Origin of the sequence: Pontivivens insulae (genome assembly GCF_900302495.1) — a bacterium.
Lineage (GTDB): Bacteria > Pseudomonadota > Alphaproteobacteria > Rhodobacterales > Rhodobacteraceae > Pontivivens > Pontivivens insulae.
This window is the reverse complement of the sequence record NZ_OMKW01000001.1, coordinates 55,526-81,031: the sequence shown is the minus strand read 5'-3', so window position 1 is coordinate 81,031 and position 25,506 is coordinate 55,526. Positions and strand designations below refer to the sequence as shown.

The window sequence follows — 25,506 nt, the reverse complement described above, 5'->3', positions numbered from 1 at the left end:
AGCGATTCAAGGGCTACCCCCCGCCGCGTGCGCAGGATAGATCAGGGGCATGCAATGGACGATCCCAAATATCCTGACTGTGTTGCGCGTTCTGGCGGCGCCCGCGATTGCGCTGATTTTTCTTGTGTTCGAGCGCCCGCTGGCGGATTGGGTCGCGTTGGTTTTGTTTGTTGGCGCGGCGTTGACTGACTATGTCGACGGGTGGATTGCAAGGGCGTGGGATCAGGGATCGGCCTTTGGCAAGATGCTGGATCCAATAGCGGATAAGGCGATGGTGATCATCGCGCTGTCGGCGCTATTTGCCCTGCGGGGCCTCGATTGGACCTTTGTTATCCCGACCACGATCATCCTTCTGCGCGAAGTGCTCGTCTCAGGCCTGCGTGAGTTTCTGGGGAATGTGAAGCTGGATGTCACCCAGATTGCCAAGTGGAAAACGACGGTGCAGATGTTCGCGATCGCGGTTCTTCTGGGAGCCGGGGCGCTGGGCTCGACATTGTTCGATGGGCTCGGGCTGTTGCTGCTGTGGATTGCGGCGCTTTTGACGCTGCTGTCTGGATTGGACTATTTCCGCAAGGCGCTTCCTCATCTGGAGGGGCGATGATGAAGGTTCTCTACTTTGCCTGGATGCGCGAGCGTATTGGCCTGCCCTCGGAAAATGTTGAGACATCGGCTGGCACCGTCCGGGCGTTGGTTGCGGAGCTTGCTGCGCGTGAGGAACGATACGCAGCCGCGTTTGCAGATATGCGCGCCGTGCGTGTGGCGCTTGACCAGAAGATGTCGGACCTGGATGCCCCGCTTGATGGGGTGCGTGAGGTTGCGTTTTTCCCCCCGATGACCGGTGGCTGACATGGCTGTCATTCGTGTTCAGGCAGAGGATTTTGATCTGGGCCGCGAAGTCGACGCTGTGCGCGCTGGTCGAACCGATATCGGCGCTGTCGTCACATTCACTGGCCTGGTGCGTGACATGGGCGGCGGGCAGCCGGTTTCGGCCATGGAACTGGAACACTATCCAGGCATGACCGAAGCCGCGCTATCGCAGATCGCAGCGGAAGCCGAGGCACGGTGGCCGCTGCAGGCGTTGAGCGTGATCCATCGTTATGGCGCGCTGAACCCGGGTGATCAGATTGTGTTGGTCGTTGCAGCGTCCCCGCACAGAGCGGCAGCCTTTGATGCGGCGAGCTTTGTGATGGACTATCTCAAGACCCGCGCGCCGTTCTGGAAGAAAGAAACGACGCCGGATGGCGCGCGATGGGTCGATGCGCGCGAAGAGGATGATGCGGCAGAGGCGCGTTGGCGCGACGCCTAGCCCTGTTGTTCTGATCCGGCCGCGGCCTGACGTGCCTCAAGATCCTGATAGGCCGCTTGCCAATCCAGTGCGTTTTGCCGGGCCTGGCGCAAGCCGTCCATTGTGGCCTCAAGCTCTGCTTCCTTCTCACGCAGGCGCGCCGTGAGGCGGCTGTCCGTTTCTGCAAGTTGCGCTGCGAGGTCGGAATGCGCCGCCTCTGCCTGTTCGATCTGCGTGTTCATCGTGTGCAAGGTCGCGACATTGTTGGTGCCCGCCCGGGCCATTGCACCGAAAATCCAGCGGCACAACCAGCCAAGGCAGAATGCGCCGAAGAGGGCGAGTGCCATGATCAGCATCAGCTCGGAACGGGTCATTCAGTGACCTCCTCTGGTGGGGCGTCGGTTTCGTCTGGCGGCAGCGGAATTGCGTCTTCGGACAAAAACTCAATCCGGCGGTTGAGGGCGCGACCCTCGGGCGTGTCATTGTCGGCGACAGGGTCCGCCTCCCCCAAGCCGACGGCGCGCATCCGGTCGAGGAAGACACCCCGCGCGAGCAGCGCATCCAGAACCGCGTTGGCACGCGATTCCGAGATGCGTTGGTTCAGCTCTTCCCGCCCCTGATTGTCGGTGTAACCCGCAATGATGAAATTGAGCTCGGGACACTCCCGCAGGCGGGTCGACAGAGCGTCGAGTACGGGAGCACTGGAGAGGTCCAGATTGGCCGAAGACGGGGCAAAGCCAATGCGCGCGCCGGGGGTTTGAATCGCCTGCACCTCCTCAAGGCACAGATCGGGATCGGCGCTCGGTGCAATGATCTGCTCTACATCTTGGGGTTGGATTTCCTCAATATCGATGGTGATGGTTGTGTCTTGCGGCAGGCGGGCGGCGAGGGCTTCCGCGATCTGGTCTGCGATCCCCTCTCCCGGTGCGGCACCCTCAATCACGAGTGTGCCGCGTTCAGCGATGGCAGAACCATTGAGCATCAGAGTGACCGCCTCAACCGCAGCAATGGCCGAGGCGACGGTTGTCGGCTGACCTTCGCCCTGTGTGGCAAGTTCTGTTTCCAAGGTGACACCGGGGAAGGCTGATGAGGCGTAGCTGAGCACGGCCTCGACCGCCGCATCGTCGGACAAGCTGCCCTCAACAGTTACAACGCCATCTGCGCGGGTCACGGTGAAGGGACGCGCGGCGCTGACCGCCTGCGGAATACTCTCAGGCTCAGGCAGAGTTTGCTCTTCAATCACCAAAGTGAACCCGTCGGGAAGGGCTTCGGCAAGATCGGCTATCACGGCGTCTGCCAACACATCGGCGGTGCGGGCACCGATTTTCAGCGTCACAACCATGCTCTGCAAGGAGAGTGATCCTGACGGGAGTGCGTTGAGTGCGGGCAGCGCGACCGTAAGCGCGTCCGCCCACCCTTCGGGTGCTCCTAGGGCGAGCCGACATTCGGCATCTGCTTCACTTGTGATCATGGCGATCCGGCCCAGCGACGCATTGTCCGGCACTGCGCAGGTTTCGATTGTCAGACCGTCCGCGTTTTTGTTCGCGAGGAACGGGAAGGGCGCGAGTGTGCGGGGCGGTGCGGCCAGTTCCAGCGTAACCGCGGTGCCCGGAGGGGCTGCTGCCCGTACGCGCCTCTCGATGGCATCGCGCGTCGCCGCATCCGCCAGGGCGGCCTCAATCACCGCGGCACCGCGGGGGCCAAAGGTGATGCGTCCGGTCTGCATCAGAGGGGCGACATCGAGGGCGGCGAGAAGATTGAAGGTCCATGCCGCCGGTTCATCGCGATCTACGCTCTCGGCGAGAATGCTGACCGGGCGTGTTGAGCGCTCTGCAAAGACTTCCACAGTCGCAAGCGATCCGTCCGGCACTGTGCCCAGCACCGTGATTTCGGCTGGGTTCAGGATGATCGTCATGCCGAGCGGGCTCACAGCCTCGGCCGCATCGGTCGCGGTCAGGATGATCCGGTTTTCGATCCGCTGGGCGCCGACGATGCCGCGGGCCACTTCGAGGGCGCGGAAACCCGCCGCTTCGCTGGGTGCGGCGCCGGAGAGTGTGACGCGCGTGCCGTCCACCGCGATATCAGGCCAGTCCTGCGCTGCGGCTGACAAACCGTTTACGACGGTGTTGCGGGTCTGATCCTCAATCTCGCGCGCGGCCTGATCGGACAGCCACCACGCACCCGCGGCTGCGCCCGCAAAGCTTAATATCAAGAAGAGATAGGCGGCGATGCGCATCGTGATTCCCGCAGGTCTTGTCCGGACGATCTTTTTAGGCGGTAAGGGGCAGGTCTCACAACCCGGCGAAGAGACCGGCGCCGATGAGACCGGCGACAAGGATAAGACCGGCATCCCGATTGGAGCGGAACAGTTGCAAGCAGCGATCTGCGTCTTCTGTATCCAGAGTCCGCAATTGCCAGTTGAGATGCATGCCCATCGCCCAGACTCCGACGAGAGCGATCAGCATTGCAATGGGCTGCGGTGTCAGTAGTGCGAGTATCACCGCGAGCGTGGCGAGGATGATTGTTGCCACCTGAAAGAGCAGCAGCCAGCCGGCGGTGCGCTCCCCAAACAGGCGGGCGGTGGATTTCACGCCGATCAGGGCGTCATCCTCTTTGTCTTGATGCGCATAGATCGTGTCGTAGAACAGGGTCCATGCGATCGCGGCGCCATATAGTGCAATGGCGGGCCATTCGAGCGTACCGCGCAGCGCGACCCAGCACAGCAGGATGCCCCAGTTAAAGGCGACACCCAGAAAGACCTGGGGCCACCACGTAAACCGTTTCGCAAATGGATAGATGGCCACTGGAATCAGAGCAACGATCCCCATACCGATTGCGGGCAGGGGGAAGGTCAGGAGGATCGCGAAGGCCACCGCCATCTGTCCGAGCATCCAAAGATAGGCCTGCTTGCGTGTGACCTGCCCCGATGGCAGCGGGCGTGAGCGGGTGCGTGCGACCTCTGCATCAAAGTCCTGATCGGCCAGATCGTTCCAGGTGCATCCCGCCCCGCGCATCAGGAACGCGCCAAGCGCGCACGCGATGGCGAGCCATGCGGCGTAGAGAGACCCTCCGCCATTGGCAGCCATGGCGAGACCCAGTCCCCACCAGCATGGTATCAGCAGAAGCCACGTGCCCGCAGGCCGGTCGGCACGGCTGAGCCGCAGGTAAGGGCGGCTCCAGCCCGGTGCATAGCGGTCGACCCAATTTTGGTCTACGGCATCGGCGACCCTTCCGTCCGGGGGCAGGGCAAGGTTATCTGAGTCGTCAGTCATGGGAGTGGTTATGGCAGAGCGCGCGCCGAAAATCAGGCTTTACGTTGATGCGCCCCTGCGTCAGGGGCTGGAGGTCGAGACACAGACCCAGGCGCACTACCTCGTGAATGTGATGCGTCAGTCGGCCGGTGATCGCGTCGAACTGTTCAACGGCGAGGATGGAGCATGGGCCGCAGAGATCCTGCGGGCCGGAAAGCGTGCCGTTTCGATGCGTTGTGTGGCGAAAACGTCCGAACAGTCCATGCCGCCGGATCTCGAACTGCTCTTCGCACCGATCAAAAAGGCGCGCACCGATTTCATTGTCGAGAAGGCGACAGAGCTGGGCGTGCGCAGCATTCGTCCGGTTTTCACCCGGTTCACAAATGCAGAGCGTGTACGCCCAGAGAAGCTGCGTGCCCATTGCATAGAGGCGGCGGAGCAATGTGGCGGAACCTTCGTGCCTGATCTGCGCGATGCCGCACCGCTGGATGCAGTCCTGTCGGATTGGCCTGAGGGGCGAAAGCTGCTGTTTTGTGATGAGCGCATGGATGCGCCGGATGCTGCGGCGGCCTTGCGCAATGCCGGACCTGGAGCGTGGTCGATACTGATCGGGCCGGAGGGTGGATTTTCGGACGAGGAATCGGCGCGATTGCGCGCGTTGCCCTTTGCAACAACGGTGATGCTTGGCCCGCGTGTGTTGCGCGCGGATACCGCCGCAGTGGCTGCGCTGACACTCTGGCAGTCGGCATTGGGGGATTGGTGAGGCCGTACATCTGACCATAATTTTCGTAGAGATGGATGGCAGGCGCATTGCAATGGCGATGGGTGATACGCAGTTTGTCCATGCAGCCTGACTGCTTCTGACAGGAAATTTTGATGATACGTCCTGAACTTGCGACTGCTTTGCGCCGAAATGCCCCCGTGCTGAGCTTTCTGGGTCTCTGCGCTTTGGGCCTTTGGGTTGCGACGCGCGGGGGATGGGTGATGGCCGGGATTGGCGTTGTCATCTTGTTCGTCGGCGCAGCATTGACGGTGGATGGCCTGCGCCAGTTGCGCGTAACCCGCCGATGCGACGGTGCGGGTGTTGTTTTGGTTGATGAACGGCGTGTTGGTTATTTCGGGCCCGAGGAAGGCGGATTTTTCGCAATGGCCGATATCGAGCGGGTCGAACTGATCATTCGCCCGGGCGATGCGCGCTGGTGGCTGCATGGGCCCGAGGGCGCACTTTCGATCCCGGTCGGGGCAGAGGGATCGGCGCAAATGCTGGACGTATTTGCGGCCTTGCCAGGCTTTCCTTTAGGTCCCGCCTCGGAGCTGGTCGACCTTCGCCCGCCGGGGCAGCATATCCTATGGCCTCGCGATAAGGTGAACGCAGGACCGGCTCACCTTGCCAAGCCATCTTCGCATGGCTAACTCGGTTGTAACACCCGCCTGACAGGAGGCTTACAAATGTCCATCCCACAGTCAGGCGGCGACCTGATCGAGACCCGCGCGCAGCTGATCGAGTTTTTATCCGATGGGTGCAAGCCGTCGGAGGACTGGCGCATCGGGACCGAGCACGAGAAGTTCGGGTACTGCCTCGAAACGCACAAGTCGCTGCCCTACGAGGGAGATCGCTCGGTCCATGCGATGCTGTCGGGCCTCTCATCGCGCTTTGACTGGGCACCAATTGAGGAGCAGGGCAAGCTGATCGGCCTTAAAAAGGGTGGTGCCAACATCTCCCTAGAACCGGGCGGGCAACTTGAGCTGTCGGGCGCTCCTCTAGAGACGATCCATCAGACGTGTGACGAGGTGAACACCCATTTGGCACAGGTCAAGGCCATTGCCGATGAGATCGGCGTCGGCTTTATCGGTTTGGGGGCCGCCCCCCAATGGCGCCACGAGGATGTCGATGTCATGCCCAAGGGCCGCTATGCCCTGATGGAAAGCTACATGGACAAGGTCGGGAGCACCGGAAAGTGGATGATGTTCCGCTCCTGCACCGTGCAGGTGAACCTCGACTTCGGGTCTGAGGCGGACATGGTTCACAAGTTCCGCACGGCCATGGCCCTGCAGCCCATTGCAACGGCGCTCTTCGCCAACTCACCGTTTTGGGAGGGTGAGGTCACGGGCTGGCAGAGCTGGCGGATGCGCATCTGGCGCGATCTGGATGCATCCCGCACCGGGACACTGCCCTTTGTCTTTGAGGATGGGATGAGCTTTGAGCGCTATGTGGACTACGCGCTCGATGTGCCGATGTATTTCGTCTATCGCGATGGAAAATACATCAACGCGCTGGGGCAATCCTTCCGCGATTTTCTGAAGGGCGAATTGCCCGCGCTGCCCGGCGAGAAGCCGACGACCGCTGATTGGGGAGATCATCTGACGACGATCTTCCCAGACGTTCGGATCAAACAATTCATGGAAATGCGCGGCGCTGATGCCGGTCCGTGGCGCAGGTTGTGTGCCATGCCAGCGTTCTTTGTCGGCTTGCTCTATGATCAGTCGGCCCTCGATGCAGCTTGGGACCTCTGCAAGGACTGGACGCAGGAAGAACGTGACGAATTGCGGTATGTAGCGGCGAAGGATGGGCTAAAAGGCCAGTTCCGCGGTGAACCGGTACAGGCACTGGCCGCGCGGGTTTTGCAGATTGCACAAGCGGGTCTTGCCGCGCGCGGACGCGCCGGTGCCGGTGGGTTGATTCCGGATGAGACACATTTTCTAGCGGCGCTGCATGATATCGTCGAACGGGGCGAAACGCCCGCTGATGAGCTCTTGGCGCGATATCACGGTGATTGGCAGGGCGATCTTTCGCGGATTTACGCCGATTACAGCTATTGAGCCTTAACGCTTTCACTACCTTTGCGAGGTAGCTCCAACCGGGTTGATGCCGGTTTTAGGAGTGTGTGCAGTGCGCAGGTGGATGCGACCCAAACCCCCGAGCGCCATGCGGTCGCGCCGTGGTCTGATGGCTGCGATCGACGAACATATTCCCATGCTCTGGTGCGGCATGGATATGCGCATTGTCGAGGTTAACGAGCCTCTATGCGCCTTGCTTCAGTGTTCGCCAGACGATCTGGTTGGAAAGCTGATTGCGGATCTCAGACTTGCGACAGGGAAAGAGGCTGTCTGGTTCGACGGTGATGACAACAGCGAATGCGCGTTGCTGGAAAAGCGTCTGACACTCCCCTCAGGGGCGCGGCTCTATGTTTCGGTTACAATGCTGCGGCTGCCGCCCAGCGGCGAGAGTGTGCCACGCAGGGTCATGGCCATGGTCACAGACCGGACTGCCTCGCGCGTTCAGGAATATGCGCGCAATTCAATCGCGTTCGCCTTGGGGGATGTGTGCGCAGGGCTGCATCTGGACCTTACAGGTCGGGTGAAGGATGCGAGCCCCGCCATGGCAGAACTGCTGGCCGTGGATCGCAAAACGCTCGTCGGACGGTATCTGAACGAGTTTGAAGTGAACGGAGATTGGTCATCCCACGCCATCATGCGGGCCAAGGACGGTGCGCGTCTGACTGAATTGGTTCAAATGCGTGGCGAAAACGGCCCAAAGGTTTGGGTCGATATGTCGATTTCGCCCGTCCTATCGGTTGAGGGTGAATTGCTGGGCCTGATCGTGGTCGTCAATGATCAGACGGCAAATATCAAGGCGCTGGGTCATGTAACACGCGCGCTGCAACAGCTGTCGGAAGGGGCGATTGGTCAGGAATTGGAACTGACACTGCCGCCCGCCTTTGAGGATACGCGGGTGGAGTTGAACGGCTCGATCCGGCGCCTGTCACGTTTGCTCGAAGCAATGCGATCCGTGGCAGATCGTGTCAATCAGGCTGCGGTTGCGATGCGGGGGCAGGCGCGGGAGCTTGCCAGTCGTAGTGAGGAACAATCGCAGAGTGTGGGCAAAACAACCGAGACTGTTGAGGAGATTTCCAACGGTGTCAGTGAGAATGCCGAATCGGCCGAACGCGCCGGTGAATTGAGCCGCAAGATGGCGGCGCGTGCGCAGGCCGGTGTCAGTGTGGCGCGTGATGCGCAACAGGTCGTCAGCGGCATGGTTAAGGACGCTGGGGAGATGGCGCGGATCGTGACGACCATCGATTCCATCGCATTTCAGACCAATCTTCTGGCACTAAATGCCGCGGTGGAGGCAGCACGTGCGGGCGAGGCCGGACGGGGGTTCGCCGTTGTGGCCGCAGAAGTGCGCACATTGGCCCGGCGGAGTGCTGATGCTGCGCGCGATATCAGCACGCTGATCTCACGCAACAGCGAACAATCGGCTCGCGGCGGTCAGTTGGTGGAAGAGACCGGTGATGTGTTGAGCGCCATCGCCAGTATCACAGCTGAAGTCAGCACTGCCGTGCAGGACATCGCGGGTGCCTGTCGTCTTCAGGCCCAGCGGGTCGAAGAAATCTCTTCCGGGCTTGGCGTGCTGGACGGGAAGACCCAGGAAAACGCCGCGGCCGCCCAAAGGTCATCCGTGGCATCGGCGCGGATGCGCAAGGACATCGCAGCGCTTACCGCGCTGACAGCACATTTTGAGGACGGATCCACCACAGCGCTTGATGAGGCAAAGTCGGCCTGAAGGCTTGCGTGTTGTCCATAAAGCGGCAGTGTTTTCCCACCAGAACAAGAGGGGTGTGATCCATGCGGCTAATGAATGTTGGTGAACGCGGGCGCGAGCGTGCTGCAATGATGGATCAGGACGGCGTCTTGCGGGATGTCTCCCAATATATACGCCGGGTCGGAGGGGGCTCTCTACTGCCTGCCACGATGGACCGGCTGCGCGCGCTCGACCCGGCCACGCTGCCGCCCATCGGCGTTGAGGCCCGGATTGGACCGTGTGTCCTGGATGTGCCTGACTTTCTGTGCGTGGGTCTGAACTATGCAAAACATGCGCGCGAATCCGGTATGGAGCCGCCGGCCCAGCCGATCATCTTTTCCAAGGCCAGCTCGGCTTTGGCAGGCCCAGACGATGACCTCATCCTCCCCCGTCATGCGATCAAGGCTGATTGGGAAGTCGAGTTGGGGGTCGTGATCGGCACAGAGGCCTATCAATTGAGCGAGGCCACCGCGCTGGACCATGTCGCAGGTTACTGCTTGGTCAACGACATCTCCGAACGGTCATGGCAACTGGAAACGGCAGGCCATTGGATCGTTGGAAAATCTGGTCCGGGCTTTGGTCCTGTCGGGCCCTGGCTGCTCAGCGCCGAGGAGGTGGCCGATCCGCAGGATATCGACCTTTGGACCGACTTAAATGGCGAACGGATGCAAGCCTCGAACACATCGGACATGATCTTCGGCGTGGTTGAGATACTGGTCTGGCTTTCGCGCCATATGGTCCTGCGCCCCGGAACTGTCATCGCCACGGGAACGCCGGAAGGGGTTGGTATGGGATTCCGTCCGCAACGCTTTCTGCGTGATGGCGATCAGTTGCGTCTGGGTGCTGCGGGATTGGGCGAACAGGGACAGCGCGTAATTCAGGCATGAAGCCGCTTGCACACCGCCGCGCTCCCGCCTAATACCTGTGCGCGAAGCGGGCGTGATGTAGTGGTAGCCTGTCAGCCTTCCAAGCTGAACGTGCGGGTTCGATTCCCGCCGCCCGCTCCAAGCCAATCGTTGGCAAAGCCTGTCCGTTACAATTGGTTGCTGTGCCGCTGGTGCTGCGCATGCAGGATCGTCACACGAATCCCCCTTGCCCCGACAACCCTGAATGGACTATCTCCGCGCCAGACGACCACATTCCATCGCAAATATGGGAACTGAGCATGGCTAAGGAAAAGTTTGAGCGGACGAAACCGCATGTGAACATCGGCACGATTGGTCACGTTGACCATGGTAAGACGACGCTGACGGCTGCGATCACGAAGCAGTTCGGCGACTTCAAGGCCTATGACGAGATTGACGGTGCGCCTGAAGAGAAAGCGCGCGGGATCACGATTTCGACCGCGCACGTTGAGTACGAGACCGAGGGCCGTCACTACGCCCACGTCGACTGCCCGGGCCACGCGGACTACGTCAAGAACATGATCACCGGTGCGGCGCAGATGGACGGCGCGATCCTGGTGGTGAACGCGGCCGACGGCCCGATGCCCCAGACGCGTGAGCACATCCTGCTCGGCCGTCAGGTCGGCATTCCTTACATGGTCGTGTTCCTGAACAAAGTCGATCAGGTCGACGACGAGGAACTGCTCGAGCTGGTCGAGATGGAAGTGCGCGAGCTGCTCTCCGACTACGACTATCCGGGCGACGATATTCCGATCATCGCGGGCTCCGCGCTGGCGGCTCTCGAAGGCCGTGACGCCAACATCGGTGAAGAGAAGATCGCCGAGCTGATGGCGGCTGTGGACAGCTACATCCCGAACCCCGAGCGGGCCGTGGACCAGCCGTTCCTGATGCCGATCGAAGACGTGTTCTCGATCTCGGGCCGCGGTACGGTTGTGACCGGTCGTGTGGAGCGTGGCGTGATCAATGTGGGCGACGAGATCGAAATCGTCGGCATCCGCGACACGAAGAAGACGACCTGCACGGGCGTTGAGATGTTCCGCAAGCTGCTCGACTCTGGCGAAGCAGGCGACAACATCGGTGCGCTGCTGCGCGGCGTTGACCGTGACGGCGTTGAGCGTGGTCAGGTTCTGTGTAAGCCGGGTTCGGTGAAGCCGCACACGAAGTTCACGGCCGAGGCGTATATCCTGACGAAGGAAGAGGGTGGCCGTCACACGCCGTTCTTCGCGAACTACCGCCCGCAGTTCTACTTCCGCACGACGGACGTGACCGGCACGGTTGAGCTTCCCGCAGGCACCGAAATGGTGATGCCGGGCGACAACCTGAAGTTCGACGTCGAGCTGATCGCCCCGATCGCCATGGAAGAAAAGCTGCGCTTCGCTATCCGCGAAGGCGGCCGCACCGTCGGCGCTGGCGTCGTCGCTTCCATCATCGAATAATCCTCGCCCCTCAGGGCAGAGAGTTCACGCCGCCGCGCCCCGAAAAGGGCGCGGCGGTTTTTTGTTCATGGCGGACAGCAAAAAGGCCCTCGCACGGCGCACGAGAGCCTTTCAGATTCCCAGGGACGGGAGAATCATTCGGTCAGGGCGGTTGTTCCCATTGGCGCAATCGGTCCGGTGAATGCGACCTGAACTGGGTCCGGCTCAAACATCATCAGCATAGACGGGGCAGAAGGGACGTCGCCGGTCAGAAGCCAGCGATAGCCTGGCGCCATCGGGTCCGCGATCTGCGCAACGCGCGGTGCGCTGCCCGGACGGTTCTCACTTTCCACCACGGCCATTGCCGCCTGCACGCGCTTGAACTGAAACGTCTGAAGCTCGACATGGGCCTGACGCTCTGCTGCGACCGCATTGTCATTCTCCAATAAGGACAGCGCCAACGGAGCCGAGGCAATACCAAGGAACAAAGCCGCGAAGATTGGATGAAAGCGGAACTGCAGTGCTGACATGTGATATACCCCCGGCTACGTCTTGCCACAATCTAGCCACATTCCGGACTACAACCTCAAGTAGAAATTTGCGCTGGCTTTAGCTTTTGTGATTGTAAGCGCTTTCCAAGCGTACGGCAGGCCTTGCACACCGCTGTCAAAGCACGTAACTCACTGTTCGTCGGACCGGACCTTAAAGGGGTATAGCTCAGTTGGTAGAGCATCGGTCTCCAAAACCGAGGGTCGCGGGTTCGAGTCCTGCTGCCCCTGCCAGTTCGACGCTTGAGAGGGAGAGACGCGATGGCGCGCACGAATCCATTCCAGTTCATTCAGCAGGTTCGTGGTGAGACCGCGAAAGTTGTCTGGCCGACCCGTCGCGAAGTCGCGTTGACCACGGCAATGGTATTCGTGATGGCCACGATTGCGGCGATCTTCTTTTTTCTGGTGGATCAGCTGATTCAGCTTGGCCTTCAAGCAATTCTCTAACGGTTTCTCCGCGCGGGCGGTTGATCTTCGATCCCGCGGGCGGTACACGCCACCTAATTCCAGACAGTCACGGCGCGCTCGATTCGGACGGCGCGCCGGATTTTGTTTGGGGGACAATGGTTAAGCGCCCGAATTGCGGGTGAGATTGAGGTAAGCGCGACATGGCGATGCGGTGGTACACGGTGCACGTTCTCTCGAACTTCGAGAAGAAGGTTGCCGAATCGATCATGGAGCAGGTGGCCCAGAACGAGATGGAAGACGAGATCGAAGAGGTTCTCGTTCCCACTGAGACGGTCATGGAAGTGCGTCGCGGCAAGAAGGTCGAGACAGAGAAGCGCTTCATGCCCGGTTATGTCCTGGTGAAGATGGATATGACTGATCGCGCCTATCACCTCGTGAACGACACCAACCGGGTCACGGGCTTCCTCGGCCCAATGGGCAAGCCGATCCCCCTGCGTCAGGCAGAGGTTGATCGCATCACCCAGACCGTTCAGGAAGGTGTCGAGAAGCCACGTACCCTGATCACCTTTGATGTTGGTGAGCAGATTACCGTCACAGACGGCCCGTTCGAGAGCTTCTCGGGCATGGTTGAGGAAGTGGATGACGAGAACCAGCGTCTGAAGGTGACGGTTTCGATCTTTGGCCGGGCAACTCCGGTCGAGCTGGAATACACGCAGGTTCGCAAAGGCGAATAACCGTGGCCCTTCGGGGCAATCCCGCGGGAGGCGAGGCGCGCGCGCGCACCGAACCGGACCGCATCACGAAGAGCCTGACGGTCGCGACCTGACGGCGTGAGAGCAAGGAGGCCACTATGGCCAAGAAGGTAGCAGGGCAGCTGAAGCTGCAAGTGCCCGCAGGCAAAGCGAACCCGTCCCCGCCAGTGGGCCCGGCGCTGGGTCAGCGCGGCATCAACATCATGGAATTCTGTAAGGCGTTCAACGCCAAGACGCAGGAGATGGAAGCCGGTGCACCGTGCCCGACCGTCATCACATATTACGTCGACAAGTCTTTCACGATGGAAATCAAGACGCCGCCTGCGTCTTACTATCTGAAGAAAGCTGCGAAGCTGAAGTCCGGCGCCAACAACCCGTCCAAGGAAGTTGCAGGCACCGTGACCGTTAAGCAGGTGCGTGAGATCGCGGAGGCCAAGATGAAGGACCTCAACGCGAACGATATCGACGGCGCAATGCAGATCATCCTGGGCTCCGCCCGGTCGATGGGCATCGAGGTGAAGTAATGGCTAAGCTCGGTAAGCGCATGACGGCTGCAAAGGCAGCCTTTGAAAACAAATCCAACCTGTCGGTGTCCGACGCGGTTGCTCTGGTGAAATCCAACGCTACGGCGAAGTTTGACGAGACCATCGAGATCTCGATGAACCTCGGCGTTGATCCTCGCCACGCGGACCAGATGGTTCGTGGCGTTGTGACCCTGCCATCCGGCACGGGCAAAACCGTGCGCGTTGCAGTGTTCGCTCGTGGCCCGAAGGCTGAGGAAGCTCAGGCAGCTGGTGCGGACGTCGTTGGTGCAGAAGATCTGATGGAGCAGGTTCAGGCCGGCAACATCAACTTTGACCGCTGCATCGCGACCCCGGATATGATGCCGATCGTTGGTCGTCTGGGTAAGATCCTCGGCCCGCGCAACCTGATGCCGAACCCGCGTGTTGGCACCGTCACGATGGATGTGACAGCAGCTGTCGAAGCGGCCAAGGGCGGTGAAGTTCAGTTCAAGGCAGAAAAAGCCGGCGTCGTGCACGCAGGCGTTGGCAAAGCTTCGTTCGAAGCGGATGCAATCGAGGCGAATGTGAAAGCATTCATCTCTGCTGTGAACAAGGCGAAGCCTTCCGGTGCCAAGGGCACTTATGTGAAGTCGATCGCACTGGCGTCCACGATGGGCCCGGGTGTGAAGATTGACGTCGCAGACGCGACGGCTGAGTAAGCATTCGCGTAGGCCCTCGGGCTTGCGCAACGACATTCCCTGCACCATGCGGGGATGTTCCGGGGCCAAACCGGCTGGTTGACCAGACAGGTGGCCTCATCCGTCCGAGACGGTGGGTGGGCTTCATATGGAGTCGTTAAACCCTGCCATAGACGGGGGACATGTTGAGTTCTGAGCCTTCGGGCGCAGGTCTTGGCGGGACCCCGGACGGGAACCCAAGGGAGGGGCGTTCGCGCCCTTCAAACTGAGCCGGTGGGGCCGTTAAAAGCCTCACCATAATTTGGAGCAATACTGTGGATAGAGCCCAAAAAGAAGCGGTTGTAGCAGAGCTCAACCAAGTCTTCACGGACTCTGGCGTCGTTGTGGTTTCGCACTACACCGGCCTCTCAGTTGCCGAAATGACTGCGTTCCGCACAGCCGTCCGTGAGGCCGGTGGTGCAGTGCGTGTCGCCAAGAACCGGCTCGCCAAGATCGCCCTGGAAGGCACCCCCGCCCAACCCGTTGGGGACCTTCTGACCGGGATGACTGTTTTCGCCTATTCCGAAGACCCCGTGGCTGCGGCCAAGGCGGTTGAGGAGTTCGCAAAGTCCAATGACAAACTTCAGGTCATTGGCGGCGCGATGGGCGGTGAACTGCTCGATCCGGCAGGTGTCAAAGCTGTTGCAGCCATGCCGTCCCGCGAGGAGCTTATTGCTTCCGTCGTGGCGTGCCTGGGCGCACCGGCTTCCAACATCGCAGGCGCAATCGGCGCACCGGCTTCCAACATCGCGTCGATCCTGTCGACGCTGGAAGAGCGCGAAGCGGCGTAAGTCAAAGGCAAACGAGGGGACGGTGTTGGGCATAACTTCCCGACCCGGACCTTACAGAACTGAACGTATAGGAACAGACAAATGGCTGACCTCAAGAAACTCGCAGAAGAGATCGTGGGCCTGACCCTTCTCGAAGCTGCTGAACTGAAGAACATCCTCAAAGACGAGTACGGCATCGAGCCGGCTGCCGGTGGCGCCGTCATGATGGCTGGCCCTGCTGGTGGCGACGCTGGCGCGGCTGCTGAAGAGCAGACCGAGTTCGACGTGATCCTCAAGTCCGCTGGCGACAAGAAGATCAACGTGATCAAGGAAGTTCGTGGCATCACCGGCCTCGGCCTCAAAGAAGCCAAGGAACTGGTCGAAGCTGGCGGCAAAGCTGTCAAAGAGCAGGTTTCCAAGGAAGAAGCAGAAGACATCAAGGGCAAGCTGGAAGCAGCTGGCGCAGAAGTCGAGCTCAAGTAATCTTCTTGTGAAACTCTTGGCGATATCGTCAGGGGTTGAAATATCGGGGCTGGGCGCGCATATGAGCGTGTCCAGCCTCAACCGCTTCTTTTCCGACCCTTTGTTAGCAATCGTTAATAGAGGGCCGTAAAAGGCGCGGATTATCCGGGTTGATGCGTTTGGGACCGCATCACGGCATGGGATGATCAACGCTGACGGGCTTTCGCCCGAACCGTCGCCCAACGGTTCGGCGCGAGGACAGCACGAGGAATACTCACGCATGGTACAGACGTTCTCCGGTCACAAGCGTATCCGTAAATATTACGGATCGATCCGCGAAGTTGCGAAAATGCCGAACCTGATCGAGGTTCAAAAATCTTCCTATGATCTCTTCTTGGAGTCCGGTGACGGACTGGAGCCGATGGATGGTGAAGGCCTGATGGGCGTTTTCCAGTCGGTTTTCCCGATCAAGGATTTCAACGAGACTTCCATCCTTGAGTTCGTGAAGTACGAACTTGAGCACCCGAAATATGACGTTGAAGAGTGTCAGCAGCGCGACATGACCTATGCCGCACCGCTGAAAGTCACTCTGCGTTTGATCGTGTTCGAGGTGGACGAAGATACCGGGGCACGCTCGGTCAAGGACATCAAGGAGCAGGACGTCTATATGGGCGATCTGCCGCTGATGACCGAGAACGGCACGTTCGTGGTCAACGGAACGGAGCGTGTCATCGTTTCCCAGATGCACCGTTCCCCGGGTGTGTTCTTCGACCATGACCGCGGCAAGACGCACGCGTCGGGTAAGCTGCTGTTTGCATCCCGCATCATTCCCTATCGCGGTTCCTGGCTGGACTTCGAATTCGACGCGAAAGACATCGTGTTCGCGCGTATCGACCGCCGCCGGAAGCTGCCGGTGACGACACTTCTCTATGCGCTCGGCCTCGACCAGGACGGGATCATGGACGCCTATTATGACACGGTCACGTTCCGCAATGTGAAGGACAAGGGTTGGGCGACCCCGTTCTTCCCAGAGCGTATCCGAGGCACGAAGCCGACGCACGACATCATCAACGCTGCCGACGGTGAGTTGATTGCCGAAGCGGGCAAGAAGGTTACGCCGCGCACGGTGAAAAAGCTGCTCGACGAAGGCACTGTCACTGAAATCCTCGTGCCATATGACAATGTCTTCGGACGTTTCGTGGCGCGTGATATCGTGAACCCCAAGACTGGCTACATCTATGCCGAGGCGGGCGACGAGATTACCGAGGATCTGTTGGCCGAGCTGAACGAGGCGGGTCACGACGAGATCCCGACCCTCGATATCGACCACGTGAATGTTGGCCCGTATATCCGTAACACGTTGTCCAACGACAAGAACATGAACCGCGACACCGCGCTTCTCGACATCTATCGGGTGATGCGTCCGGGCGAGCCGCCGACCGTTGAAGCGGCGTCGGCGATGTTCGATTCCATGTTCTTTGACAGTGAGCGTTACGATCTTTCCGCGGTTGGCCGTGTGAAGATGAACATGCGCCTTAACCTAGACGCACCCGACACCATGCGCACGCTGCGCAAGGAAGACATCATCGCCGTCATCAAGGCGCTGGTGGAGTTGCGTGACGGGCACGGTGAGATCGACGATATCGACCACCTGGGCAACCGTCGCGTCCGCTCTGTCGGTGAGCTGATGGAGAACCAGTACCGCGTTGGTCTGCTGCGCATGGAGCGTGCGATCAAGGAGCGTATGTCCTCCGTCGAGATCGACACGGTGATGCCGCAGGATCTGATCAACGCGAAGCCTGCTGCTGCGGCTGTGCGTGAGTTCTTCGGCTCCTCCCAGTTGTCGCAGTTCATGGACCAGACGAACCCGCTGTCGGAAGTGACGCACAAGCGTCGCCTGTCCGCGCTTGGGCCGGGCGGCCTGACGCGGGAGCGTGCGGGCTTTGAGGTGCGCGACGTTCACCCGACCCACTATGGCCGGATGTGTCCGATTGAGACGCCGGAAGGACCGAATATCGGTCTGATCAACTCCCTCGCGTCCTTTGCGCGTGTGAACAAGTACGGCTTCATTGAAACACCCTACCGTGTCGTCAAGGACGGTCAGGTGACAGATGAAGTTCAGTACATGTCCGCCACGGAAGAAAGCCGGTACACGGTCGCTCAGGCGAACGCGAAGCTGTCGGACACTGGCACCTTCACGGACGAACTGATCTCCACCCGGACAGCAGGTGAGTTCGAGCTGAACCCGCCAGAGAATATCAACCTGATCGACGTGAGCCCGAAGCAGCTGGTCTCTGTCGCGGCATCGCTGATCCCATTCCTTGAGAACGATGACGCGAACCGCGCGCTGATGGGTTCGAACATGCAACGTCAGGCGGTGCCGCTGGTGAAGGCGGAAGCGCCGTTCGTCGGCACGGGGATCGAAGAGGTTGTGGCCCGCGATTCCGGCGCTGCGATCACGGCGCGCCGGGCGGGTGTCGTGGATCAGGTCGATGCGATGCGGATTGTTGTCCGCGCGTCGGGCGATCTGGATCCGGGCGATGCAGGCGTCGACATCTACCGTCTGCGCAAGTTCCAGCGTTCCAACCAGAACACCTGTATCAACCAGCGTCCACTGGTGAAGGTGGGTGACCGCGTACGCGCAGGTGAGGTTGTGGCCGATGGTCCGTCCACCGATCTGGGCGAACTGGCGCTGGGCAAGAACGTGCTTGTCGCGTTCATGCCTTGGAATGGCTACAACTACGAGGATTCCATCCTGATCTCCGAGCGGATCGTGAAGGATGACGTGTTCACCTCTATCCACCTCGAAGAGTTTGAGGTCGCTGCCCGCGATACTAAGCTGGGGCCGGAGGAGATCACGCGCGATATCCCGAACGTCGGTGAGGAAGCGCTGCGCAACCTCGACGAAGCAGGGATCGTCTATATCGGTGCCGAAGTGGGGCCGGGCGACATCCTCGTCGGTAAGATCACGCCGAAGGGCGAAAGCCCGATGACGCCGGAGGAGAAACTGCTCCGCGCCATTTTCGGTGAGAAGGCGTCCGACGTGCGCGATACCTCCCTGCGTTTGCCGCCGGGTGACTACGGCACCGTGGTCGAGGTTCGCGTGTTCAACCGCCACGGCGTGGACAAGGACGAGCGTGCTCTGCAGATCGAGCGGGAGGAGGTTGAACGCCTCCAGCGGGATAAGGACGACGAACTCGCGATCCTTGAGCGCAACATCTACGCCCGTCTGCGCGACATCATCACTGGCAAGAAGGCCGTTAAGGGTCCGAAGGGCGTCAAGGCCGGCTCCATCATCGACGATGAGATGCTGGACGAGACGCTGACCAAGGGTCTGTGGTGGCAGCTGGCGCTGGAAGATGAGAACGACGCCAAGAATGTGGAAGCGTTGCAGGCACAGTTCGAAGCTCAAAAGCGTACGCTGGACCGCCGGTTCGAGGATAAGGTCGACAAGGTCCGTCGTGGCGACGACCTGCCGCCGGGCGTGATGAAGATGGTCAAAGTCTTCATCGCCGTGAAGCGTAAGCTTCAGCCGGGCGATAAGATGGCCGGCCGTCACGGGAACAAGGGTGTTATCTCCCGCGTGGTGCCTGAGGAAGATATGCCCTTCCTCGGCGATGGTACGCAGGTTGATTTCGTGCTGAACCCGCTGGGCGTGCCCTCGCGCATGAACGTCGGTCAGATCCTTGAGACACATATGGGGTGGGCCGCGCGCGGCCTCGGCTCCATGGTGGGTGAGGCGCTCGATGAGTATCGCCGTTCGGGTGACATGACACCTGTGAAGGATGCCATGAAGCTGGCCTACGGCGAGGACGTCTATGCAGAGGCAACGGGCGATATGACCGATGAAGAATTCCTTGAGGCGGCGGGCAACGTCACCCCAGGTGTTCCAATCGCGACGCCGGTTTTCGATGGTGCGAAAGAGCCTGATGTAAACGACGCGCTCAAGCGTGCGGGCCTTGATGAAAGCGGCCAGTCCATCGTCTTTGACGGACGGACAGGTGAGCAATTCGCACGGCCTGTCACGGTCGGTGTGAAGTACCTGCTCAAGCTGCATCACCTGGTGGATGATAAGATCCACGCCCGTTCGACCGGCCCATACTCCCTCGTCACGCAGCAGCCGCTGGGTGGTAAGGCGCAGTTCGGTGGTCAGCGCTTTGGTGAGATGGAGGTCTGGGCGCTGGAAGCGTACGGCGCCGCCTACACCTTGCAGGAAATGCTGACGGTGAAGTCGGATGACGTGGCCGGCCGGACCAAGGTCTATGAAGCCATCGTGAAGGGCGACAACGATTTCGAGGCCGGTGTGCCTGAATCGTTCAACGTTCTGGTCAAGGAAATCCGCTCGCTCGGCCTCAATGTCGAGCTGCTGGATTCCGAGATCGAAGAGGAGTGATCGGAGGCCGGGGGCGGCATGCTCGCCCCCGACCGCGGCTTCGATGCCGCGACATGCCACTGACAGATAGGATCACGAAATGAACCAAGAGCTTATCAACAACCCGTTCAACCCGGTTGCCCCGCTCAAGACCTTTGACGAGATCAAGATTTCGCTCGCTTCGCCCGAGCGGATCCTGAGCTGGTCCTTCGGCGAAATCAAAAAGCCGGAAACCATCAACTATCGTACGTTCAAGCCCGAGCGTGATGGCCTGTTCTGCGCACGTATCTTTGGCCCGATCAAGGATTACGAATGCCTTTGCGGCAAATATAAGCGCATGAAATATCGCGGTGTGACCTGCGAGAAATGCGGCGTGGAAGTCACCCTGCAAAAGGTCCGCCGTGAGCGGATGGGCCATATCGAGCTGGCCGCACCTGTCGCACATATCTGGTTCCTGAAATCGCTGCCGTCCCGCATCGGTCTGATGCTGGACATGACGCTGCGCGATCTGGAGCGGATCCTCTATTTCGAACAGTATGTGGTGATCGAGCCCGGTCTGACCGAACTCAACAAGGGTCAGCTGCTGACCGAAGAAGAGTTTCTGGATGCCGAAGATCTGTACGGTGCCGACGCGTTCCGCGCGGGCATTGGTGCTGAGGCGATCCGTGAAATGCTGGCCGATATCGACCTGGATGCGGAAGCCGAGCAGCTGCGCGCTGATCTGGCCGAGGCAACGGGTGAGCTGAAGCCCAAGAAGATCATCAAGCGCCTTAAGCTGGTTGAAAACTTCCTCGATTCCGGCAACCGCCCTGAATGGATGATCCTGACCGTTGTTCCCGTGATCCCGCCAGAGCTGCGCCCGCTGGTGCCGCTGGACGGTGGCCGCTTCGCGACGTCCGATCTCAACGACCTCTATCGTCGAGTGATCAACCGGAACAACCGCCTTAAGCGTCTGATCGAGCTGCGCGCGCCGGACATCATCATCCGTAACGAAAAGCGGATGCTGCAAGAGTCCGTCGATGCGCTCTTCGACAATGGCCGCCGTGGCCGTGTGATCACCGGTGCGAACAAGCGTCCGCTCAAGTCGCTCTCCGACATGCTCAAGGGTAAGCAGGGTCGCTTCCGTCAGAACCTTCTGGGTAAGCGGGTCGATTTCTCTGGCCGTTCGGTGATTGTGACCGGGCCGGAGCTCAAGCTGCATCAGTGCGGCTTGCCCAAGAAGATGGCGTTGGAGCTGTTCAAGCCATTCATCTATTCGCGCCTTGATGCGAAGGGTCTGTCCTCCACCGTGAAGCAGGCCAAGAAGCTGGTCGAGAAGGAGCGTCCCGAGGTTTGGGACATCCTTGAAGAGGTGATCCGCGAGCATCCGGTGATGTTGAACCGTGCGCCGACGCTGCACCGATTGGGCATTCAGGCGTTCGAGCCTGTGCTGATTGAAGGCAAGGCGATCCAGCTTCACCCGCTGGTGTGTTCGGCGTTCAACGCGGACTTCGACGGTGACCAGATGGCTGTGCACGTTCCGCTGAGCCTCGAGGCCCAGCTGGAAGCGCGCGTTTTGATGATGTCGACGAACAACGTTCTGTCGCCTGCAAACGGTAAGCCGATTATTGTTCCTTCGCAGGATATGATCCTTGGCCTTTACTACATCACGCTTGCGCGCGATGGGCAGAAGGGTGAGGGCATGGTCTTCGGCTCCATCGAGGAAGTCGAACACGCTGTCACGTCCGGTCTGGTGCATCTGCACTCCAAGATCACGGCTCGCATCGAGCAGGTGGACCCGGAGACGGGTGAGCTGGTCATGAAGCGTTTCGAGACCACACCGGGCCGTCTGCGCCTCGGTGCGCTGCTTCCGAAGAACGCAAAGGCACCGTTCGACATCGTCAACCGGCTGCTGCGCAAGAAGGAAGTCGGTGAGGTCATCGACACGGTATACCGCCACTGCGGTCAGAAAGAATCCGTGATCTTCTGTGACCAGATCATGACCCTCGGCTTCACCGAGGCGTTCAAGGCCGGCATCTCCTTCGGCAAGGACGACATGGTGATCCCCGACACCAAGTGGGACATCGTTGAGAACGTGCGCGAGCAGGTTAAGGAATTCGAGCGCCAGTACATGGACGGCCTGATCACTCAGGGCGAAAAGTACAACAAGGTGGTCGATGCCTGGTCGCAGTGTTCTGACGTCGTTGCCGACGCGATGATGGGCGAAATCTCTGCCGTGCGTCGTGACGACGCCGGTGCCGAGATGGAACCGAACTCGGTCTACATGATGTCTCACTCCGGGGCGCGCGGCTCCCCTGCGCAGATGAAACAGCTGGGCGGGATGCGTGGTCTGATGGCCAAGCCTTCGGGTGAGATCATTGAGACGCCGATCGTGTCGAACTTTAAAGAAGGCCTGACAGTGGCGGAGTACTTCAACTCCACCCACGGTGCCCGTAAAGGTTTGGCCGATACCGCGCTCAAGACGGCGAACTCGGGTTATCTGACCCGTCGTCTGGTCGACGTCGCGCAGGACTGCATCGTCAAGATTGACGATTGTGGTACGGACAAGTCGATCACGGCTGCAGCGGTCGTGACCGATGGTGATGTCGTCGCGTCGCTGTCCGAGCGGATCCTGGGCCGTGTTGCGGCTGAAGATGTGCTGGATCCGGCGGATGACAGCGTTGTTCTTTGCAAGCGTGGTGAGCTGATCGACGAGCGGATGGCAGATGTCATCGAAAGCGCCGGTGTTCAGTCGATGAAGATGCGCTCCCCACTGACCTGTGAGGCTGAGGACGGTATCTGTGTTCAGTGTTACGGTCGTGACCTTGCACGCGGTACTCGTGTGAACCCGGGTGAGGCTGTCGGCATCATCGCCGCACAGTCCATCGGTGAGCCTGGCACACAGCTGACGATGCGGACCTTCCACATCGGCGGCATCGCGCAGGGTGGTTCGCAGTCGTTCCTGGAGGCAACGCAGCCTGGTAAAGTCGAGCTTCGCAACTCCAACGTCATCACCAACTCTTCGGGTGACGTGATCGTTCTGGGTCGGAACATGGTGATTGCCGTGATCGACGAGAACGGCGTTGCGCGGGCCGAGTACAAGATGGCCTACGGTTCGACCTTGTTGGTGAAGGAAGGGCAGGAAATTGCACGCGGCGACAAGCTCGCCGAGTGGGATCCCTACACCCTGCCGATCATCGCGGAGAAGGACGGCACCGCGAAGTTCGTCGATCTCACACCAGGTATCTCGGTTCGGGAAGAAACGGATGACGCCACCGGTATTTCGCAGAAGATCGTGTCCGACTGGCGCGCGGCCCCTAAGGGCAACGAACTGAAGCCTGCGATCATTCTGGCGGATACGGACGGTGAGCCGGTTCGTTTGGACAACGGCAACCCGGCCACTTACGCAATGTCTGTGGACGCCATCCTTTCTGTCGAAGACGGGCAGGAGATGAAGGCGGGTGACGTTCTGGCGCGTATTCCGCGCGAGGGTGCGAAGACCAAGGACATTACCGGTGGTCTGCCGCGTGTGGCTGAACTGTTCGAGGCGCGTCGTCCGAAAGACCACGCGATCATCGCAGAGCAGGACGGTTATGTTCGTTTTGGCAAGGACTACAAGAACAAGCGCCGCATCGCGCTTGAGCCTGCCGATGACAGCATGGAAGCGGTCGAGTATCTCGTGCCCAAGGGCAAGCACATCCCGGTGAACGAGGGCGACTTCGTTCAGAAGGGTGAGTATATCATGGACGGTAACCCCGCTCCGCACGATATCCTCGCCATTCTGGGGATCGAGGCGCTGGCGGATTACCTCATCAATGAGGTGCAGGACGTCTATCGTCTGCAGGGTGTGAAGATCAACGACAAGCACATCGAGGTGATTGTTCGCCAGATGCTCCAGAAATGGGAGATCTCTGAGTCCGGCGGCACGACGCTTCTGAAAGGTGAGCAGGTCGATAAGATCGAGTTTGATGAGGCGAACGAGAAGGCGATTGCCAAGGGCGGGGAACCTGCAAAGGGCGCGCCGATCCTGCTGGGGATCACCAAAGCATCCCTGCAAACGCGCTCGTTCATCTCTGCCGCTTCGTTCCAGGAAACGACGCGCGTTCTGACTGAAGCGTCCACGCAAGGTAAGCGGGACAAGCTGATTGGTCTGAAAGAGAACGTGATCGTTGGTCGCCTGATTCCTGCGGGTACGGGCGGTGCAACGCACGACATCAAACGGGTCGCGCAAGAGCGCGACGCGAAGGTGATCGCGCAGCGTCAGAAGGAAGCGCAGGCTGCTCTGGAAGCAGAAGAGGCTGCAAACCCTGCTCCGGCAGAGGACAGCGCAGAGTAAGATCTGCCTAGAACGATCAAAGAAGGGGCCCCGCTGCTGGATGCATCGGGGCCCCTTGCTTGCGCGATTGTGAAGCAGCGCCCTTTTCCAATGCTCTCCCCCTGCCTAGTTTAACGAGAAGCAAAGGGAGTAGGGCATGAGAGTTCTTCAGCAAATCGCTTCGATCGCCTGTGCCGCGTTGATTGCGGGCAGTGCATGGGCTCAGACAGAGGAACAGCTTGGCCTGTCACGGGAAATGCTGCTGCTCAATGGCTTCGATACCATGACGCAGGATATGGCCCGCGACCTGCGCAGCCCATCCGAAGACACCGAGCGTGGTGATCCGGCAATGGCGCGCGCCTGGGCCCGGATCGGCCCGAACTTCTTTGACCCGGATGAAATGTTCGATGCTGCCGCACAGCGATTGGCCGAAGCGGCGACAGTCGAAGAGTTAGAGCAACTCAAGACCTTCTTTGCGACAGAGCTGGGCCAGAAAGTCACCGCGCTGGAGGAAGCGAGCCAAGCGCCGGAGATGGCAGATGTGGATACGATTGCAGCCGGAATGCGCTTGCTTGAGTTGCAGGACGATCCCGAGCGGCTGGCCGCACTTGAACGATTGAGCGCTGCGTTCGGATCGGACGAGGCCGCCGCAGCGGTGTCACTCAACGTGCAGTTCGCCTTTGTGTCGGCCTTGGCGTCGCGTAATCCAAATGCGCTGCCTGAAGCCGATTTGTTGGCATTGATCATGGGCGGCCATGATGAGCTGGTTGCCGAGATTCGCGCCGAAGCCGTACCCCGGCATGCTTTTGTCTATCAGGACCTGACGATCGAAGAGATTGAGGCCTATGCTGAACTGCTTGAAACGCCGGCAGGTCAGAAGATGTATGCTGCCGTAAATTCCGCGCTGGAGGGCGAGATGGTCGCTGAAATTCGGGCATTCGGAACCCTTTTGGGCGCGGCCCTGATGGCAGAAGATATTTAGCGGACACCTATGCAGTCAGGTCTTGGCTGACCTGTGTTGACACTTGAGTGAGTCGGGCGTAGGTATCGCGCACTTTCCGAGGGGAGATTCCCTTTGGAGACAAGAAATACAGCCGATACTGGCGAGTCATGATCCGGGCAGTCGCTCCGATCCTCTGGAATTTCCGCCATTGCGCATTTCTCAAAAGGGAATGCGCTTTGGTTCGTGCGTGCCATGAGGTGCGCATTTGGCCGTTGAACG

22 protein-coding genes and 2 tRNA genes are annotated in these 25,506 nt (G+C 60.1%); 20 read left to right on the top strand and 4 right to left on the bottom strand.

All coding sequences use genetic code 11. The annotated features are described in order from the left end of the window. Positions 1 to 49: 49 nt before the first annotated feature. Genes pgsA through moaE form a run of 3 tightly spaced genes read left to right on the top strand, consistent with a single transcriptional unit; the run spans position 50 to position 1,306 of the window. A complete protein-coding gene (pgsA, locus tag POI8812_RS00460) occupies positions 50 to 601 on the top strand; it encodes a CDP-diacylglycerol--glycerol-3-phosphate 3-phosphatidyltransferase (protein ID WP_108780575.1) in 552 nt (183 codons plus the stop codon). Continuing rightward, the gene (gene moaD, locus POI8812_RS00455; protein WP_108780574.1) at positions 601 to 846 is read left to right on the top strand and encodes a molybdopterin converting factor subunit 1; all 246 of its coding nucleotides are present in this window, start codon (positions 601 to 603) and stop codon (positions 844 to 846) included. The genes pgsA and moaD overlap by 1 nt, the downstream gene beginning before the upstream one ends. Before the next feature lies 1 nt (position 847). Then, positions 848 to 1,306 carry a molybdopterin synthase catalytic subunit MoaE gene (gene moaE / locus POI8812_RS00450; protein ID WP_108780573.1) on the top strand — a complete coding sequence of 153 codons (459 nt, stop codon included), beginning with the start codon at positions 848 to 850 and terminating at the stop codon, positions 1,304 to 1,306. On the opposite strand, the gene POI8812_RS00445 is transcribed toward moaE, so the two are convergent. From POI8812_RS00445 to ubiA, 3 genes are read right to left on the bottom strand one after another with little or no spacing between them, the layout of a single operon-like run. Beyond that, positions 1,303 to 1,659, bottom strand: a complete 357-nt coding sequence (locus POI8812_RS00445) for a hypothetical protein (protein ID WP_108780572.1) — start codon at positions 1,657 to 1,659, stop codon at positions 1,303 to 1,305. The genes moaE and POI8812_RS00445 overlap by 4 nt on opposite strands. Beyond that, positions 1,656 to 3,521 carry an OmpA family protein gene (locus POI8812_RS00440; RefSeq protein WP_162844837.1) on the bottom strand — a complete coding sequence of 622 codons (1,866 nt, stop codon included), beginning with the start codon at positions 3,519 to 3,521 and terminating at the stop codon, positions 1,656 to 1,658. The genes POI8812_RS00445 and POI8812_RS00440 overlap by 4 nt, the downstream gene beginning before the upstream one ends. A 55-nt stretch (positions 3,522 to 3,576) precedes the next feature. Then, positions 3,577 to 4,557 carry a 4-hydroxybenzoate octaprenyltransferase gene (ubiA, locus tag POI8812_RS00435; RefSeq protein ID WP_108780570.1) on the bottom strand — a complete coding sequence of 327 codons (981 nt, stop codon included), beginning with the start codon at positions 4,555 to 4,557 and terminating at the stop codon, positions 3,577 to 3,579. Between the two features lie 10 nt (positions 4,558 to 4,567). On the opposite strand from ubiA, the gene POI8812_RS00430 reads away from it, so the two are divergent. The 7 genes from POI8812_RS00430 to tuf all read left to right on the top strand — a co-directional run bounded on the left by POI8812_RS00430 (position 4,568) and on the right by tuf (position 11,459). Then, positions 4,568 to 5,299 (top strand): 16S rRNA (uracil(1498)-N(3))-methyltransferase, encoded by a 732-nt coding sequence (locus tag POI8812_RS00430; RefSeq protein WP_108780569.1) that lies wholly within the window; start codon positions 4,568 to 4,570, stop codon positions 5,297 to 5,299. Between the two features lie 113 nt (positions 5,300 to 5,412). Beyond that, positions 5,413 to 5,949 carry a hypothetical protein gene (locus POI8812_RS00425; RefSeq protein WP_108780568.1) on the top strand — a complete coding sequence of 179 codons (537 nt, stop codon included), beginning with the start codon at positions 5,413 to 5,415 and terminating at the stop codon, positions 5,947 to 5,949. A gap of 36 nt (positions 5,950 to 5,985) precedes the next feature. Next, complete coding sequence (locus tag POI8812_RS00420) at positions 5,986 to 7,356, top strand: glutamate--cysteine ligase (RefSeq protein ID WP_108780567.1); 1,371 nt, start codon at positions 5,986 to 5,988, stop codon at positions 7,354 to 7,356. 82 nt (positions 7,357 to 7,438) lie between these two features. Further along, complete coding sequence (locus POI8812_RS00415; RefSeq protein ID WP_162844836.1) at positions 7,439 to 9,100, top strand: methyl-accepting chemotaxis protein; 1,662 nt, start codon at positions 7,439 to 7,441, stop codon at positions 9,098 to 9,100. A 62-nt stretch (positions 9,101 to 9,162) separates the two neighbouring features. Then, complete coding sequence (locus tag POI8812_RS00410; RefSeq protein WP_108780565.1) at positions 9,163 to 10,005, top strand: fumarylacetoacetate hydrolase family protein; 843 nt, start codon at positions 9,163 to 9,165, stop codon at positions 10,003 to 10,005. Between the two features lie 46 nt (positions 10,006 to 10,051). Then, a tRNA-Gly gene (locus tag POI8812_RS00405) sits at positions 10,052 to 10,125 on the top strand. 158 nt (positions 10,126 to 10,283) lie between these two features. After that, entirely contained in the window at positions 10,284 to 11,459 is a 1,176-nt protein-coding gene (gene tuf / locus POI8812_RS00400; protein ID WP_108780550.1) for an elongation factor Tu, read from the top strand. 134 nt (positions 11,460 to 11,593) lie between these two features. On the opposite strand, the gene POI8812_RS00395 is transcribed toward tuf, so the two are convergent. Then, entirely contained in the window at positions 11,594 to 11,968 is a 375-nt protein-coding gene (locus POI8812_RS00395) for a hypothetical protein (RefSeq protein ID WP_108780564.1), read from the bottom strand. A gap of 176 nt (positions 11,969 to 12,144) precedes the next feature. Between POI8812_RS00395 and POI8812_RS00390 the strand changes: the two genes are divergently transcribed. The 10 genes from POI8812_RS00390 to POI8812_RS00345 all read left to right on the top strand — a co-directional run bounded on the left by POI8812_RS00390 (position 12,145) and on the right by POI8812_RS00345 (position 25,266). Next, positions 12,145 to 12,220: transfer RNA gene (locus POI8812_RS00390), tRNA-Trp, on the top strand. A gap of 27 nt (positions 12,221 to 12,247) precedes the next feature. Then, positions 12,248 to 12,433 (top strand): preprotein translocase subunit SecE, encoded by a 186-nt coding sequence (gene secE / locus POI8812_RS00385; RefSeq protein ID WP_108780563.1) that lies wholly within the window; start codon positions 12,248 to 12,250, stop codon positions 12,431 to 12,433. 161 nt (positions 12,434 to 12,594) lie between these two features. Continuing rightward, the gene (nusG, locus tag POI8812_RS00380) at positions 12,595 to 13,128 is read left to right on the top strand and encodes a transcription termination/antitermination protein NusG (RefSeq protein WP_108780562.1); all 534 of its coding nucleotides are present in this window, start codon (positions 12,595 to 12,597) and stop codon (positions 13,126 to 13,128) included. Positions 13,129 to 13,244: 116 nt separating this feature from the next. Further along, on the top strand, positions 13,245 to 13,670 hold the full coding sequence (gene rplK, locus POI8812_RS00375; protein ID WP_108780561.1) for a 50S ribosomal protein L11: 426 nt from the start codon (positions 13,245 to 13,247) through the stop codon (positions 13,668 to 13,670). After that, positions 13,670 to 14,368 carry a 50S ribosomal protein L1 gene (gene rplA, locus POI8812_RS00370; RefSeq protein WP_108780560.1) on the top strand — a complete coding sequence of 233 codons (699 nt, stop codon included), beginning with the start codon at positions 13,670 to 13,672 and terminating at the stop codon, positions 14,366 to 14,368. The genes rplK and rplA overlap by 1 nt, the downstream gene beginning before the upstream one ends. 293 nt (positions 14,369 to 14,661) lie before the next feature. Then, entirely contained in the window at positions 14,662 to 15,177 is a 516-nt protein-coding gene (gene rplJ / locus POI8812_RS00365; RefSeq protein ID WP_108780559.1) for a 50S ribosomal protein L10, read from the top strand. Positions 15,178 to 15,258: 81 nt separating this feature from the next. After that, positions 15,259 to 15,639, top strand: a complete 381-nt coding sequence (gene rplL, locus POI8812_RS00360; protein ID WP_108780558.1) for a 50S ribosomal protein L7/L12 — start codon at positions 15,259 to 15,261, stop codon at positions 15,637 to 15,639. A gap of 259 nt (positions 15,640 to 15,898) precedes the next feature. Beyond that, positions 15,899 to 20,011, top strand: coding sequence for a DNA-directed RNA polymerase subunit beta (gene rpoB / locus POI8812_RS00355; RefSeq protein WP_108780557.1), 4,113 nt, complete (start codon positions 15,899 to 15,901; stop codon positions 20,009 to 20,011). Positions 20,012 to 20,090: 79 nt separating this feature from the next. Continuing rightward, positions 20,091 to 24,305, top strand: coding sequence for a DNA-directed RNA polymerase subunit beta' (gene rpoC / locus POI8812_RS00350; RefSeq protein ID WP_108780556.1), 4,215 nt, complete (start codon positions 20,091 to 20,093; stop codon positions 24,303 to 24,305). A 136-nt stretch (positions 24,306 to 24,441) separates the two neighbouring features. Then, positions 24,442 to 25,266, top strand: coding sequence for a DUF2059 domain-containing protein (locus POI8812_RS00345; RefSeq protein ID WP_108780555.1), 825 nt, complete (start codon positions 24,442 to 24,444; stop codon positions 25,264 to 25,266). Positions 25,267 to 25,506 lie beyond the last annotated feature (240 nt).